This is a genomic window from Mycobacterium sp. IDUB_28 (assembly GCF_055419285.1).
This window is the reverse complement of record NZ_JBVAXK010000001.1, coordinates 607,854-623,340: the sequence shown is the minus strand read 5'-3', so window position 1 is coordinate 623,340 and position 15,487 is coordinate 607,854. Positions and strand designations below refer to the sequence as shown.

15 protein-coding genes and 1 tRNA gene are annotated in these 15,487 nt (G+C 65.6%); 13 read left to right on the top strand and 3 right to left on the bottom strand.

The annotated features are described in order from the left end of the window. Nucleotides 1–310: 310 nt before the first annotated feature. Nucleotides 311–1,141 (top strand): LLM class F420-dependent oxidoreductase, encoded by an 831-nt coding sequence (locus ACZYZ9_RS02905; RefSeq protein ID WP_463824686.1) that lies wholly within the window; start codon nt 311–313, stop codon nt 1,139–1,141. Between the two features lie 22 nt (nt 1,142–1,163). Here ACZYZ9_RS02905 and ACZYZ9_RS02900 read toward each other — a convergent pair. Next, nucleotides 1,164–1,237 (bottom strand) — tRNA-Cys (locus tag ACZYZ9_RS02900). 80 nt (nt 1,238–1,317) lie between these two features. Here ACZYZ9_RS02900 and ACZYZ9_RS02895 point away from each other — a divergent pair. Together ACZYZ9_RS02895 and ACZYZ9_RS02890 are read left to right on the top strand one after the other, a co-directional pair. Then, complete coding sequence (locus ACZYZ9_RS02895) at nt 1,318–1,890, top strand: hypothetical protein (protein ID WP_463824685.1); 573 nt, start codon at nt 1,318–1,320, stop codon at nt 1,888–1,890. Nucleotides 1,891–1,902: 12 nt separating this feature from the next. Continuing rightward, complete coding sequence (locus ACZYZ9_RS02890) at nt 1,903–2,853, top strand: TIGR03564 family F420-dependent LLM class oxidoreductase (protein ID WP_463824684.1); 951 nt, start codon at nt 1,903–1,905, stop codon at nt 2,851–2,853. On the opposite strand, the gene ACZYZ9_RS02885 is transcribed toward ACZYZ9_RS02890, so the two are convergent. Beyond that, nucleotides 2,809–3,774: a LysR family transcriptional regulator gene (locus tag ACZYZ9_RS02885; RefSeq protein WP_463824930.1), complete on the bottom strand. Its 966-nt coding sequence runs from the start codon at nt 3,772–3,774 to the stop codon at nt 2,809–2,811. The two genes, ACZYZ9_RS02890 and ACZYZ9_RS02885, sit on opposite strands and share 45 nt — an antisense overlap. Nucleotides 3,775–3,865: 91 nt before the next feature. On the opposite strand from ACZYZ9_RS02885, the gene ACZYZ9_RS02880 reads away from it, so the two are divergent. From ACZYZ9_RS02880 to ACZYZ9_RS02845, 8 genes are all read left to right on the top strand, one after another. Then, nucleotides 3,866–5,146, top strand: coding sequence for an aromatic ring-hydroxylating oxygenase subunit alpha (locus tag ACZYZ9_RS02880; RefSeq protein WP_463824683.1), 1,281 nt, complete (start codon nt 3,866–3,868; stop codon nt 5,144–5,146). Then, on the top strand, nt 5,143–5,466 hold the full coding sequence (locus ACZYZ9_RS02875; RefSeq protein WP_463824682.1) for a hypothetical protein: 324 nt from the start codon (nt 5,143–5,145) through the stop codon (nt 5,464–5,466). Before ACZYZ9_RS02880 ends, ACZYZ9_RS02875 begins: the two co-directional genes overlap by 4 nt. 5 nt (nt 5,467–5,471) lie before the next feature. Further along, nucleotides 5,472–6,302 (top strand): TauD/TfdA dioxygenase family protein, encoded by an 831-nt coding sequence (locus tag ACZYZ9_RS02870; protein WP_463824681.1) that lies wholly within the window; start codon nt 5,472–5,474, stop codon nt 6,300–6,302. Continuing rightward, complete coding sequence (locus ACZYZ9_RS02865) at nt 6,299–7,171, top strand: TIGR03619 family F420-dependent LLM class oxidoreductase (protein WP_463824680.1); 873 nt, start codon at nt 6,299–6,301, stop codon at nt 7,169–7,171. The genes ACZYZ9_RS02870 and ACZYZ9_RS02865 overlap by 4 nt, the downstream gene beginning before the upstream one ends. A gap of 111 nt (nt 7,172–7,282) precedes the next feature. Then, a complete protein-coding gene (locus ACZYZ9_RS02860; protein ID WP_463824679.1) occupies nt 7,283–9,853 on the top strand; it encodes a SpoIIE family protein phosphatase in 2,571 nt (856 codons plus the stop codon). Then, nucleotides 9,853–10,173 carry an STAS domain-containing protein gene (locus ACZYZ9_RS02855; protein WP_463824678.1) on the top strand — a complete coding sequence of 107 codons (321 nt, stop codon included), beginning with the start codon at nt 9,853–9,855 and terminating at the stop codon, nt 10,171–10,173. Before ACZYZ9_RS02860 ends, ACZYZ9_RS02855 begins: the two co-directional genes overlap by 1 nt. A 4-nt stretch (nt 10,174–10,177) precedes the next feature. Further along, a complete protein-coding gene (locus ACZYZ9_RS02850) occupies nt 10,178–10,861 on the top strand; it encodes a GAP family protein (protein WP_463824677.1) in 684 nt (227 codons plus the stop codon). A 70-nt stretch (nt 10,862–10,931) separates the two neighbouring features. Further along, nucleotides 10,932–11,147: a DUF3072 domain-containing protein gene (locus tag ACZYZ9_RS02845; RefSeq protein ID WP_463824676.1), complete on the top strand. Its 216-nt coding sequence runs from the start codon at nt 10,932–10,934 to the stop codon at nt 11,145–11,147. A gap of 26 nt (nt 11,148–11,173) precedes the next feature. Here the strand turns inward: ACZYZ9_RS02845 and ACZYZ9_RS02840 are convergent, their stop codons facing one another. Further along, a complete protein-coding gene (locus ACZYZ9_RS02840) occupies nt 11,174–11,830 on the bottom strand; it encodes a sensor domain-containing protein (protein ID WP_463824675.1) in 657 nt (218 codons plus the stop codon). Nucleotides 11,831–12,031: 201 nt separating this feature from the next. Between ACZYZ9_RS02840 and ACZYZ9_RS02835 the strand changes: the two genes are divergently transcribed. Both ACZYZ9_RS02835 and ACZYZ9_RS02830 read left to right on the top strand, forming a co-directional pair. After that, complete coding sequence (locus ACZYZ9_RS02835; RefSeq protein ID WP_463824674.1) at nt 12,032–12,631, top strand: MerR family transcriptional regulator; 600 nt, start codon at nt 12,032–12,034, stop codon at nt 12,629–12,631. Continuing rightward, nucleotides 12,628–15,465 (top strand): DUF4349 domain-containing protein, encoded by a 2,838-nt coding sequence (locus ACZYZ9_RS02830; RefSeq protein ID WP_463824673.1) that lies wholly within the window; start codon nt 12,628–12,630, stop codon nt 15,463–15,465. The genes ACZYZ9_RS02835 and ACZYZ9_RS02830 overlap by 4 nt, the downstream gene beginning before the upstream one ends. Nucleotides 15,466–15,487: the final 22 nt, after the last annotated feature.

Genomic DNA, 15,487 nt, shown 5'->3' with positions numbered 1-15,487 from the left:
CCCACCTCAGCGCGACTTTCCCACGCAAGCGCGACATTTGCACGTCGCCGCGCTCGGCTTCGCTGCGACGATCAATTGTCGCGCTTGCGTGGGAAAGTCGCTGTGAGGTGGGCTGCGGGGTGGGTATCTCCGCACTGTTACGCCTGGTGCGGATGTGACCCGTGGTACCTAGCGAAGCCACGTACGTTCTACGTGCCGGCACCGAAACCCCTGGCCACACGGTTTCGTCCCGCGCGCAGCTGGAGCCTGCGGGGAATAAATGGGCGGCCTTGGTGGGCTGCACACTCAGAATCGAGTGACAGGAGTAGCAATGAAGTTCGGGATCGCCACGTTCGTCAACGACGACAGCATCGACACGGTGTCACTGGCGCGCGGCATCGAAGAGCGCGGATTCGAGTCGCTGGTGGTCGCTGAACACACGCATATCCCGGCCAGTCGCCAATCGCCCTACCCGCTCGGGGGTGACTTGCCGTCGATCTACTACCGCACGCTCGACCCGTTCGTCACGCTGGCCGCAGCCGCGGCGGTGACGTCGAAGATCGAACTGTTCACCGGCATTGCGCTGCTGATTCAACGTGACCCGATCATCACGGCCAAGGAAGCTGCGAGCATCGACCTCATTTCCAACGGCCGCTTCGTGTTTGGCGTCGGCGCCGGCTGGAATCTCGAGGAAATGCGCGACCACGGCACCGACCCGAAGACCCGCGGTGCTCTGCTGGACGAACGCATCGAGGCGATCAAGGCGCTGTGGACCGAGGAACCCGCCGAGTATCACGGCAAATATGTGGATTTCGAACCGTCGTACAGTCGCCCCAAGCCCGTGCAGCAACCCCACCCGCCCATCTTCATCGGCGGCGACTCGGATGCCACTGTAAAGCGCGTGGTGCGGCATCAAGCGGGCTGGATTTCCAATCCCTTCCCGATCGACCGCATCAGCCGACGGGTCGACCAATTGCGCGACGCAGCCTCGCACGACGTTCCACTGGCGATGTTCGGTGCGCCGCAGGATCCCGAATATTGGCGCGCTGCAGAAGAATTGGGATTCGGGCAACTGGCGCTGTTGTTGCCGACAAAACCGACCGACAAGTCGCTGCGCCTGCTCGACGAATACGCCGAACGGGTGGCGCAATACCGCGCCTAGACGCGTGTGCCACGCCGAACCTTGGAGCGAGTGACGGGATTCGAACCCGTGTATACGGCTTTGCAGGCCGCTGCCTAGCCGCTCAGCCACACCCGCGCACCCCATGACCGTGCCAGACTGCTCGCCAACTGCCCAGGGTTTGACTCGCCCGAATCATTTCGGTCTAGCCTGCCCTTGTGAAGTCATTCGCGGCCGGCCCGGTCATCCGCCGCCAACTGAACATCTACGACTTCCGGGGCTGGCGCGGCTGGGCCGCTTTCTTGATGGATTACACCTGGGGCGCCGCGGGCACCGCGCTGGGATATGGCCTGCAACTGGTCAACGAGGTCATGCCGGATTCCGGATACGATGCCGTGCTCAGCCGGCGCGCCGGCGCTCATGTCTACCGCGGTGGCATCGGCATCCCCGGCTTCGTCACCACGTTGGGCAATGTCACCACCAGCCTGGGCACCGGTCCGGAGGCAGACAGTCTGATGCTCGATCACGAAATGGTGCATGTCTGGCAGAGCAGGCTCTTTGGCCCGTTGTTCCCGCTCAGCTACGCCGGCTGGATGGCCGCCGGATTCGTCGTCGCTACCGGGTACTGGCTGTTCCACCGAAACCAGAACTGGTCCAGCCTGGTCCAGGCAGCGGGCTATTACGACAATCCGTGGGAGGTGTGGGCCTACGCCAACCACCGCAACTGGCCACCGCCGGGCGCTGACCCGACGCTGCTCTGGTGCACAACAGGCGCACTCGAGCGCCGGTGAGGAGGACATTCGATGCGCCTCGGACTGATGGTCGGTTCCGACAAAGAGCGGACCCGCGCCGACCGCCTGGCGGGCCTGCTGGCTGATGCCTCAGCCGCCGAGGCGGACGGCTTCGCCTCATTCTGGATGCCGCAGGTCCCCGGCTATCTGGATGCGATGACCGCTGTGGCACTGATCGGTCAAGTGACTGCACGCATCGAACTGGGCACGGCAGTCGTCCCGATCCAGACGCGGCATCCGATGATCATGGCGCAGCAGGCGTTGACCACCGACGCCGCCTGCAACGGCAGATTCACCCTCGGTCTGGGCCCGTCGCACCACTGGATCATCAGCGACCAACTCGGGCTGCCCTACGACCGGCCGGCCCGTCTGGTGCGCGACTACCTCGACGTGCTGCACGCGTCATTCGCGGGACCCGGACCCGTGCAGATCGTCAACGACACCTACCGGGTCAACGCTTCTATCGACGTCGCGGACACACCTGGGATGACGGTTCTGCTTGCCGCACTGGGTCCGACGATGCTGCGGCTGGCTGGCGAACGAGCTGGCGGCACCATCCTGTGGATGGCCGACGAACGTGCCATCGGCGACTATGTCGCCCCCCGAATCACTGCCGCCGCCGAAGGACGTCAACCGCCGCGCATCGTGGCCGGCATCCCGGTCGCCGTGTGTGAGAACAGCCGCGTCGACGATGCCCGCGCTTACGCCAGTGAGATCCTCGGACACGCGGATTTCTCCCCGAACTACGTTCGACTGCTCGAGCAGGGCGACGCCCAGGACGTCGGCGACACGATGGCCGCAGGCGACGAAGCGGCCGTCGTCAAACGGCTGAACAGCTATCGGGACGCCGGCGTTACCGACCTGGCCGCCCGGATCGTCCCGCTCGGTGACGATCCCGCATCCAGGACCGAATCCCGGCTACGAACCCAACGGTTCCTCGCGTCCCTGTGCCCCGAACTCTAGATCGCGGCTGCGGGCGATGTTCTCGGTGATGATTTGGCAGGCCGTGTCGTAGAACGCGCTGATCAGGGTGGAGAACGACAGCTCGAACGGGTAGATCATGTGCACCGGCAGCGGGTCCAACGTCCACTGCGGCAGGATCGGCACAAGGCTGCCCTCGCGCAGTTCCGCGGTGCAGATGATCTGGGTGGGCATGGCGCCGACGCCGAGGCCCTGCCGAATGTACTGCTTGCACACCTGAAAGTTGTTGGCCCGGGCGCGAACTGGCGGGGACAGTTCGCAGCGCTGCTCGTCCCTGACCACGGTGAGCTTGCGCGGTCCGCCGAAGCCGAAGTCGATGAAGGGCAACTCGTTCAGCTGGGCCGGGTCGGTGATGGGCGCACCGAGTTCAGCCACGAAGGCGGGTGCTGCGCACAGAAACAGTTCAAGGTCGAACACCTTGCGTGCGATCAGTGTCGAATCCTGCAGTGGCCCAGGGCCGAACACCACGTCGAAACCGTCTCTGACCGGGTCGACCATGGTGTCGACCAGCCGAATGTCCAACCGCGACTGCGGATAACGCTGCAGAAAGCTGGCGCCCACCCGGGATGCGTAGTCGATGCCGACGAACACCGGTATCGCGACGCGCAGCTCACCCTGTGGTTCCTGCCTGCTCGCTTCGACCAGGGCGCGTACGCCGTTGGCTTCGCCAAGAATGTTCGTCGCATGGGCGTAGATCTGCTCGCCGAGGTCGGTGACGGTGAGTTGATGGGTGTTCTTGCGCAGCAGCTTGATGCCGAGGTCGGATTCCAGCTTGGTCAACTTGCGGCTCACGGTCGACTTCGGCATACCCAATAAGGCGGCTGCCTTCGACAGGCTGCGACTCTCCACGACCCTGCCGAAAATCAGCAGGGCATCGAGGTCGAAGGTCAGGTTCTGCTCCATGGGTTCGTTCCAACTATGCAACAGGGTGTTGCGCTTTTGCATCTGTTTGGAGCATTTCGACAGCTGTTACCGTCGGCGCGAGGAGGGCCTCATGAGTCACAACAGCCTGGTGACCAAACCCGCAAGCGGACACTGGACCGACGCCTACCCCGAACTCGGGCGCGGTCCGGTCTCGCTGGAAGACTGCGTGTCGACAGAGTTCTACGAAAAAGAACGCGAACACATCTTCAAGAAAACGTGGCTCTACATGGGCCGCGTCGAGCGCGTCCCGCGTTCGGGCAGCTACTTCACCCGCGAGCTCAGATTTCTGAACACCTCGATCATCATCGTGCGGGGCAAGGACGGCGTGGTCCGCGCTTTCCACAACATCTGCCCGCACCGTGGCAACAAAATGCTGTGGGAGGACGATCCCTTCCAAGAGGTGTCCGGCCGCGCGCCGTTGCTGTACTGCCGCTTCCACGGATGGCGTTATAAGTTGGACGGCACGCTGCACGCGGCCACCCGCAAGGATCTGCTGCTGGACTTCGACGCCGACAGTTGCCGGGTGCCGGCGGTCCAGTGCGAGGTATGGGAAGGCTTCATCTTCATCAATCTCAACCCCGATAACACCGAGTCCCTGCGCTCCTACCTCGGTGAGCTCGCCCACGGCATCGAGGGCTACCCCTTCGAAGGTCCGCACCAGGTCTACAAGTTCACCGCCGAATTGCAGTGCAACTGGAAGATATTCGTCGATGGCTTCGCGGAAAGCTACCACGGCCCGTATCTGCACGCGACCTCATTCGGCAGCGTCACCGCGGAGGCCAGAGACGCCCTGGACAAGCCCAACCCGTTTACCGACGCGCTGGCCTATCAACTGAACGGCCCGCACCGGATGTTCTCCTTCTCCGGTGAGCCGTCGCGAAAGACGGAGTACTCCAAGCCAATCGAATGTGTGATGGAAGCCAGCGCGGCTGGGCCGTGGAACAAGAAACTCGATCGGGGTCCGATGCCGGAGGGCATCAACCCCACCAAATCCGAGAAATACGGCTTCGATTCGTTCCAGTTCTTCCCCAACTTCGTGATCATCTTCGGGTCGTCGGGATTCAGCACCCATGCACACTGGCCGACGGGTCCGCACTCGCACATCTTCGAGGCCGAGATGTACTACCAGCCACCGACATCGCACAAGGAGCGACTCGGCCAGGAACTCACCGTGACCTACCTCAACGACATCATCCTGGAAGACGCCAGTCCTTCCGAAGGGTTGCAGGCGATGCTCAACAGCGGTGTCCTCACGCATTTCACGATGAACGACGAGGAGATCTTGTTGCGGCATCTGCACAAAGTGGTCGGCGACTATGTCGAGGCCGGCGAAAAGGCAAAGATCAAGTGAAAAGCATCCTGCCGGAGGGATTCTCACATCTGGAACATCTGGTGCCGGAGTGGGCGATCGAAGACGGGCACCAGCGCTACGTCAAACGGGTGAGCAGCTCGATGGATCAGATCCGGACGTTCTATGACGAAATCTTCCCGTATGCCGAAGAGGCGGTCGCCTACGTCGACAAGTTCGACTACGCCGAGGAGTTGCCCGAAGACGTCGCGAACCTGCGCAACCTGCTCTATTCGCTGATCACCGTCTCGCTGGCCGTCGAGTTGTGGAAGCAGCCGCGGGTCAAGCATTCGGCCACCACGATCCTCACGAGAGTGAGCTGAAGCTCATGGGCCTCAGCTCCGCGCAGCTTGAAATCGTCGACGCGACAACGACGATCGGCAGCGAGATCAGAACCGACCTCGACACGCTGCTCAGCGGCCGCGAGGCCGCCTCGATCCGCGAGATCCTCGAACAACGCGGCGTGGTGTTCTTCCGCGGGCTGGACATCGGCGACGAGCAGCAAGTGGCTATCGCCAACACACTCGGCACTGTGGTCGCCAACGAAGGTCAGGGCGGCATCAACAAGATCTCACTCGACGAGAAGGTGAACCAGCGGGCCAAATACCTGAAGGGATCCATGTTTTGGCACTTCGACGGTTCCCTGCAGCCGCTGCCGAATCTGGCCACGCTACTGCGGGCGGTCACGCTCTCCGACACCGGCGGCCAAACCGAATTCTGCAACACCTACGCGGCCTACGACGACCTGCCGGAGACAGACAAGCAACAGATCGCGCAACTGCGCGTCGTGCACAGCGCGGAACGCTCGCAGTACTACGTGACGCCGGAGATGAGCTACACCGAAGTGGCATTCTGGCAACAGTCGTCCACCAAGACCTGTCCGCTGGTGTGGACCCATCAATCTGGCCGCAAGTCACTGCTGCTGGGCGCAACCGCCGATTACGTCCTCGGATTGTCGGTCGAGGACAGCCGCGCGTTGCTTGCGCGCCTTCGTGATTGGGCCACCCAGCCCCAGTATGTCTACCAACACCAGTGGCAGCCCGGCGATCTGCTGATCTGGGACAACACCGGCACCATGCACCGGGTGCTGCCCTACCCGGAGGACAGCGGTCGCCTGATGCACCGCACCATCCTGGCGGGCGAAGAGCCGTTGCGGTGAAACTCGGCATCGCCACCCCGGTCGTCACCAATGTCGGTGGGGCGCCGCTGCAGTGGGAGAAGGACGCAGGTATCCAGGAAATCGGACGGGTCGCAGAGGTCGCCGACCGACTCGGCTACCACCACATGACGTGCAGCGAGCACATCGGGCTGCCCTCGACCGAGACGGCGCGACGCGGCGCGCGCTACTGGGATCCGCTCGCCACGTTCGGCTACGTTGCGGCGCGCACCACGCGGATCCGCTTCGCCACCATGACCCTGGTGCTCGGCTATCACCACCCGCTGGAAATCGTCAAGCGTTACGGCACACTCGATCACGTCAGCGCGGGACGGGTGATCCTCGGGCTGGGCGTCGGGTCCCTGAAAGAGGAGTTCGACCTGCTGGGCGCCCCGTTCGAAGACCGCGGCGCCCGCGGCGACGACGCTTTGCGCGCACTGCGAGTCGCGCTGCCGAGCAACGAACCCACCTATGCAGGCGACTACTACTCATTCCGCGGACTGACGGTCGACCCGTGTGCGCTGCAGCAGCACCTGCCGCTGTGGATCGGCGGCCGCACCCGACGCTCCCTGCGGCGGGCGGTCACCCTCGCCGACGGCTGGTGCCCGTTCAACGTCTCCATCGAGACAGCAGCCCAGTGGCTGCCGAGGTACGAACTACCCGCCGGCTTCGAGGTCGTCATGCCTGCCGAGCATCCCCTCGATCCCGTCGCGAAACCGGACGCGACAGCGGAGACACTGCTGGCCCTGGCCGCCGGTGGCACCACCACAGTGTCGGCGCGCTTCGTCCATCACTCGCTGGAGCACTACCTCGAGCAGCTGCATGCGCTGCGCGAAGTGCAGCGGGCGGCGTTCGGCGCCGACGACGGGTAAGCAACCCGAGTAGTCGATTACTCACCCGCTGCGGCTCGGCTCGGGGCCCCGCGCGCCACGACGATTCCAGCGTTGAGCAAGAACCACCCACCCAGGGTTTAGGTTGTTTCTATGACCAACCACCGGGGAGAAGCTGCTCTCGCCTGGCTGGGACGGCGTGACCTGGTTACCCGCATGCATGAACAGCTCGATGAGCTGGTGGCGGCACGGGACCAGATGGAACAACTGGTCCGGGTCATCGTCGAGATCGGTTCGGATCTTGACCTGAACGTGACGTTGCACCGGATCGTCAACGCGGCGATGGAACTGACCGGCGCCCCGTACGGGACCCTCGCTATCCGCGCATCGGATGAAGCGCTGACAACGTTCGTGCACAACGGCCTCGACGACACCACCGCGCGGCAGCTGGGCGCCCTGCCGGTGGGCGAGGGTATCCGCATCGACGACCTGGGCACTCACCCGCAGGCCGGTGCCCTAACCGCCTGCGACCCGCCACTGCGGGCACTGCTCGCAATACCCATCACAGTGCGGGGCGTCGACTTCGGCAGCCTCTACCTCGCCGACGACCGGCCCGGCCGGGTGTTCAATGACTCCCACGAAGGTGCCGTGTGGGCCTTGGCCTCCGCCGCGGCCGCCGCCATCGATAACGCGCGACTCTTCGAAGGGGAACGTGAGTCGGCGAAATGGACGAAGGCCAGCCGCGAAATCACCACCGCGCTGTTATCCGGCGACCCGCAGACGGGCCCGTTGCAGCTCATCGTGAACAGAGCGCTGGAGCTGGCCGACGCCGAGCAGGCGATTCTGCTGGTCCCGGGGGAGCCCGACCTGCCGGCCGACGAGGTGGACACGCTGGTCGTGGCCGCTACCGCCGGCCGGTACGCGTCGGAGGTGATCGGTCGGCAGGTCCCGATGGAAGGCTCCACCACCGGTGGCGTGGCGCGGCGCGGCCTGCCGTTGATCACGGATTCCTTCGCCTACCCGATCGAGGGGTTCACCGACGTCGGCGAACGCCCGGCGATCGTCATGCCGTTGATCGCCCAGGATGCCGTGCTGGGCGTGATCGCGGTCGCCCGGCACCCGCAGCAGCCGCAGTTCGGCGCCGACTATCTCGACCTGGTGAGTGACTTCGCCCGCCACGCGGCCATCGCCTTGGCCCTGGCAGCCGGCCGCGAACATGCGCTCAACCAGGAACTCGCGCAAGCAGACACCCTCGACGACGCACTTCGCGCCGCGGCTGAGGAGTTGCGCCGGCAGTGGCGCGCCCGTCGTGTCCTGGCGGTCACCTTTCCCGCCGGCAGCTCCCAGCCAAACCCCGGCTACACCCCTCAGGTCGTGGCGGTCGGTGAGTCCGTGCAGTGGGCCGATCTTCCGGCGCGCACCCGCCAACTGCTGAACGCGTTACGCGAGGGCGACCTGCTCACGCCGAACACCACCGAGCCGGGTACCGCAGGCATCGCTCTGCAGCATCCCGAGGGCGTGCTGGTCGTCTGGATCGATCTGGACGACCGTCGACGGTTCACCCTCGAGGACCAGACGCTGCTCACGGTGCTGGCCGGCCGTCTCGGACAGGGCCTGCAGCGGGTGTACCAGGTCGACCAGCAGCGCGAGACGGCCCTGGCGCTGCAGCACGCGATTCTCGGACCGGCCCACCTGCCGGGCGGATTCGTGGTGCGATACCAGGCCGCCAGCCGGCCCCTGCAGGTCGGTGGCGACTGGTACGACGTCGTCGAGCTGGACGATGGTCGCATCGCGATGGTGGTTGGCGACTGCGTGGGCCACGATCTGACCGCCGCGACGGTGATGGGTCAGGTGCGCAGCGCGTGTCGCGCGCTGCTCTTCGACAACCCCAGTCCCGCCGCCGCCCTGTCCGGGATGGACCGCTTCGCTGCGCGGCTGCCCGGCGCCCAGTGCACCACCGCCGTGTGTGTGGTGCTCAACCCCGGGACCGGTGAGTTGGTGTATTCCAGCGCCGGCCATCCGCCGCCGATCCTCGTCCATGCCGATGGCACCGTCCAGATCCTCGACGATGGGCACACCATTGCGTTAGGGGTGCGACGCGACTGGTCTCGTCCCGAAGCGTCAGTGATCATGCCGGTCCGTTCCACACTGGTGCTCTACACCGACGGTCTGGTTGAGCGCCGCCGCGTCCCGCTGGAGCACGGTATCGCCGAGGTCGCCGCCGTCGTGCAAGGCGCCCAAACCGCCGAGCTGGATCAGCTGGCCAATGAGATCATGTCCCGCGTCGAACCGACGGGTGGTTATCAGGACGACGTCGTCCTGCTGCTCCACCGCCACCCGGCCCCGCTGGAATTGAAGTTCCCCCCCGATGCCAGCCACCTGGCTCCGACGCGTAGCGCTCTGCGCCGCTGGTTGACCAGTACCCGCATGCGTCCAGAGCAGACCACGAACGTGCTGATCGCCGCCGGCGAAGCCGTCTCCAACGCCATCGAGCACGGCCACCGCAACGATTCGCCGGGCACCATCTGTCTGGATGCGGTCGCGCTGGTCGACGAAGTGCAATTGACCATCACCGACACCGGTTCCTGGAAACCCGCCACCGAGCCGTCGGTCAAATCCGAGCGCGGACGCGGAATCGCACTGATGCGACGCCTGATGCAAGAGGTGACCATCGACACCGACAACGCCGGAACCATCGTCCGCCTATCTGCGAGGATTGCCTGATGTCCACCCTGCTGACCCTCGATACGGCGCGTACCGACGGCGGAAGGCTGGTGCTGCTTGCGGTGGGGGAGATCGATCTGAGCAATATCGATGCTTTCAACCAGGCTTTGGCCAATGCAACCGGCCAAGCCGCGGAGGAAAAGCTGACCGTCGATCTCAGTGCCGTGGAGTACCTGGACAGTGCCGCGATCAACGCGTTGTTCGCCCATGCCGACGACATTCATCTCATCGCCCACCCCCTGCTGATGTCGGCCCTCACCATGAGCGGTCTGGCCGAACTGGTCAGCATCGACACCGCTTCTCCGGCAGCGGAAATCTGACGCATTGTGGATCACCATCCTGGTGATGGCCCTGGCCGTCAGCCTGGAACCGTTCCGGATCGGCATGACGGTGCTCATGCTCAACAGACCGAAACCGACCCTGCAGTTGCTCGCGTTCCTGTGCGGCGGCTTCGCCATGGGAGTCACCGTGGGTCTGGTCGTGATCTTCGTGCTGCGACGACGGGTAATTGCCGTTGGCCATCTCTCCTTGCCCAACGTCCAGGTCTTTCTCGGCGCATTGGCCGTGCTGGCCGCCGCTGTGCTGGCCGCGACCGTTCTCTGGCGTCGCGTCCGTGGCCCGGCCGCAGATGCTGACCGGCGTGAGTCCATCGTCCAAAGACTGCCGGCGCGGGTTCGGCAGCTCCTGAACGGCGAAGCGCTGTGGGTCGCGACGGTGGCCGGGCTGGGGATCGCCCTGCCGTCGGTGGACTACCTGGCGGCGCTGGCCGTCATCCTGGCCTCCGGCGCCGCCGCGATGACCCAGGTGGGTGCGTTGTTGTTGTTCAACGTCGTTGCTGCTGCGGCGGTGGAGATCTCGCTCGTCGCCTGCTTGCTGGCGCCGGATGCCACCCGCCGAACGATGACCGCAGTGAACAACTGGGTGGGCTCGCGTCGGCGCCTGGAAGTCGCCGGTCTGCTTGCTGCGGTGGGGTGCGTCCTGCTCGCCGTGGGCGTCGCAGGGCGCTGATCAACGGCCAAACTTCCGATGTTTCGAACAGGTGTGCGACGGCTATCCCTCCCGGCGGAGGTGGGATGACATGAACGAAGAGAGCCGACAGGCGCCGCTGGAGAACGCGGAGAAGGATACGTCCGAGTGGGTCACCGGAGATGAGCCGATGACCGGAGCCCAGCGCAGTTATCTGGACACGCTCGCCCGGGAAGCCGACTACGACGTACCAGATGAGCTGACCAAGGCGAAAGCCTCGGACCTCATCGACGAATTGCAGCAGCAGACGGGCCGCGGCTCACGCTGACGAATCCGGTTGATTCGCAACGATGTTCACGAGGTCGACCTGAGCAGTTCGGCAATTTTCTTGAGGCGCTTGGCGACCAGTGCCTCGAGGTCCACGGATCGGTCGGGGGAGCAGCCGACGATCTCCGAAATCACATCGGCTTTGGCGATCACGGCGAATTCGCAAGTCCATTGCTGCCCGGCCAGGTTGGTGATCCACTGTGCAACATCGGGCGGACTCTGCATCAACGGCGTCGGGTTGACGGTGCTCTTGCGTCCGCTGTCACCCCAGGCGGTGACGGGGTGATGGCAGTCGGTCACGGTTTTGCGCACCGAGTTCAGGAAATCGGCGGCGTTGAAGGTGGCCGGATAGGTGGCCGAAACCTCCAGCAGCTGATGCTGGTCTAAGCGTCGGTCCTGCTGGGTGCGGGCTTCGCGTCCGGTGTACGTCGCCGGGAACAGGGGATAGCGGCCGAAGCCGACCACCCCATGACATGCCGCTGGATCAGCGCCGATGAACAGCGCCGATTGCATGTCCTCCTCAGAAAGCGGATTGCCGGGCACCACGGAAAACGACCCCGACGGCGTCAACAGGTCGTCCAGTTGCGACGGCTGGATGGGTCCGCTCGACGATGTCGAGCCCCGCTCGGCGACCTTCGCAGTGCCCGGTACGACGTGGCTGCACCGGCTAGGGCGACACTGCACACGAGCGCCAATCGGACAAGACCCGGCGCTGTCCGCCGTGGGTGGCGTCGGGCGGGCGAATCGCGACCGTCGGCAGCAGGCACGATCGGCTCTCCTTCGCAGAACATGAATGGCCTTCCTAGCATCCACCATGCGAACCGGAAATTCGCGACCTGAGCACCAACATTGACAGTGTAATGCTAACAGTGTCACTATCGACTTATGCCCGACAGTCCGTCGTGGACCCTGGATGAGCTGGTCGGCCGGGTGGCCGCCGCGCTGGACAGTCCTGCATACCCGGGTGCGCGCAACGGGCGGGTCCGCGACCTGCCTGATCGACGCGTCGTGCGCTGGTACACCACCACCGGGCTGGTGGACCGGCCGGCCATGCAGGGGCGTAACGCGGTCTACACCACCCGCCAACTACTCCAGATCGTCGCCGTGAAAAGACTGCAGGCACAGGGATTTTCGCTGGCAGACATCCAGGCCGAGCTGGCCGGGGCCGGCGAGGACAAGCTGCGGGCCATCGCCGGCGTGCCCGACCACCTGCTGGGCGTGCAGGCAGTATCGACACCCACGCCGGAGCCCGCCCGCAGAGCCCGGTTCTGGGCCGAACCGCCCACCGAGGCCGCAACCAACGGCACAAGCGATGCCGACGTCACCACGCTGACCGCGGTGAGTCTGCCCGGTGGCACGCTGCTGCTCGTCCCCGGTCAGCCTGACCACGACGACATCCACGCGATCCGGGCGGCCGCCGCGCCGCTGATGCAACTGCTGGCCGATCGCGGTCTGCTGGCCCTTGATGAACGGAGCTCACCATGACCGTCCCCAACGTCACATCAGCGACCGCGGCGCAGCACGCCGACAGCCCCTCCGGGTTGGGCGCGCTGCGCACCGAGCGAGGCAACCTCCCGCTCGATCGCATCGACGTGCGGGTCGAGATCACCGGGCTCACCAGCCAAATCGAGGTGCGCCAGGAATTCGTAAACACCTTCGACATTGCGCTGGAGGCCAGCTACGTCTTCCCACTGCCCGCACACGCCGCGGTCACCCGGATGCAGGTGACGGTCGACGGCCGGCCCGTCGCCGCCGAGTTACGTGAGCGGGAGGCTGCTCGCCGGGCCTACGACGACGCGGTCGCGGCGGGCCGGGTGGCCGCCGTCACCGAGGAGGAGCGACCGGACATCTTCACCATGCGGGTCGCCAACTTGAAGCCGGGTGAGCGGATCGGCGTCGCGATCACGCTGGTCAACCCGCTGAGCTACCGGGACGGCGAGGCAACGCTGCGCATTCCACTCGTCGTTGCGCCGCGATACGTGCCCGGCAAGCCGCGCACCGGCCTCCCGGTCGGCGACGGCTACGCCGACGACACCGACGCGGTTCCCGACGCGTCGCGCATCACCCCGCCGGTGCTCTTGCCCGGATTTCCCCATCCGGTTGCACTGAGCATCGAGGTCGGGATCGATCCCGCCGGTCTGGATCTGTCCGAGGTGCGCTCCAACCTGCCCACCGTGGCCTGCGACGATGGACGCTTACGGGTGCAGCCCGGCGAACGAGCTGACCGGGACTTCATCCTGCGGTTGCGTTATGGCACCGACGACCACACCGCGACGCTCGTCCTGGTTCCCGACGCCGACGGTGACGAGGGCACCTACCAGCTCACCGTGTTGCCGCCGGACGACGGCACACCGCGGCGTCCGCTCGATCTGGTGCTGGTGCTGGACCGCTCCGCCGGCATGGCCGGATGGAAGATGCCTGCCGCGCGGCGGGCCGCTGCACGCATCATCGACTCCCTCCGCAGCGACGACCGGTTCGCGGTGCTCACCTTCGCCGACCGCTTCGACCACCCGCAGGGCTTCCCCGACGAACTGGTCGAGGCCAGCGACCGCAACCGGTACCGCGCCGTCGAGCATTTCGCCCGCGTTGATGCCGCCGGCGGCAAGGACCTCCTCGCGCCCCTGCGCCATGCACTCGAACTGCTATGCGGGACTGCGGATGCGCGTGACGCCGTCGTCGTCCTGGTCACCGATGGACACGTGGGCAACGAGGACCAGATCCTGCGCGGCGTCGCCGATGACCTGAGCGCGGTACGGGTGCATGCGGTCGGCATCGATCAGGTTGCCAACGGGGGATTCCTCGGCCGGCTGGCCGGAATGGGCGGCGGCAGCGCCGAATTCGTCGAAAGTGAAGACCGCCTCGACGAAGCGATGGAATCGATTCACCGCCGCGTCCAAACGCCCGTCGCGTACGCGCTCACCCTGAGCGCCGAGGGGTTGGCGACCATCGACGACACCGCCAGCCCGGCCCGGCTACCCGATCTCTATCCGGGCATCCCGCTGGTGGTGGCCGGCCGGTACCGCGGGGATGCGACGGGGTCGCTGACGGTCAGTGGTGTCAGCGGTTCGGGCGAGGCGTGGTCCAGGACTGTGACGGCAGAGCGCTGTGACGCCGTCGGGGTCACCGCCCGCTGGGCGCGGGCGCATCTGCGCGACCTCGAGGATCTGTACGTCTCAGCATTCGCCGGCAACGGTCACGGCTCGCGCCTCGAACTGGCACAACGGATCGTCGACACCTCGGTGCGGTTCGGCGTGCTGTGCCGGTTCACCGCCTACGTCGCCAGCCGAGAAGGCCGGGTGATAGCCGAGGGGCAGATCCCGCACCGCGTGCTGCAACCCGTCGAAGCGCCGGCCGGTTGGGACCGGGTCGCCGACTCAGGTCTTCCCGTCGCGATCACGTCCAGGTCCGCACGCGAGCCCCGAACAGTCAAGCTGCGCAACGTCATTGCGGTGGCGGTGGCGGGCCTGCTGGTGCTGGCTACCGGATGGGTCTGGTCGCTCGGCCGTGAGGACTCCGCCGCCGCCACGCGCAATGGCGCGGTGGCAGGCAAACCCGCGCCGTCCACGATGGCGGGCCGGCCGGCGATAAGAGGTGGAATAGCGGAAAACACCGTCGTCCCAGCACCTTTGGGGTCACCAGAAGCCCCGCAAGATTTCTCCACACCCCGCGATGTCGTCACCAACGGATCGCTGCGGCTGCGGGTGGCCGAACCCGCGGCGGCCGCCGACCGGCTGGTGTCGTCCGTCAGCGATGCCGGTGGACGGGTCGACTCCCGAGCCGAGCACTCGACGTCGTCGTCACCGATGGTTGATCTGGTGTTGCGCATCCCGGCAGACAAGGTGGATGCCATCTTGGCTGACGCCAAGAAACTCGGTGCAGTGCAATCGATGTCGATCCGCTACACCGATGTCACCACGCAGCGGGTGGACCTGGATGCGCGCATCGACGCGTTGCAAACCTCCGTCACCCGGCTGCTGGAACTGATGGCGAAGGCAACCAACACCGCCGACCTGCTCTCCGCCGAGTCCTCACTGACGCAGCGGCAGGCCGAACTCGACTCACTCAAGGCTCAGCGCACCGCGCTGCACGACGACGTCGCCTACGCCACCATTACCGTCAACCTCTCGGCCGAGCCGACGGTGGACCGTGCCGGTTTCCTCGGCTCGCTCGAACGTGGTTGGCATTCCTTGCTATCGACCGCTCACCGCGCTGTGTTGATGGTCGGATTCCTCATCCCGTGGCTGGCCGTGCTGGCGGTGCCGGTCTTGCTCGGGGTAGTGGTGGTGGTGCGCCGCAGGTATTCCCGCCCGCCAGGCTGAGCGTGTTTCAATTGTTTAAATT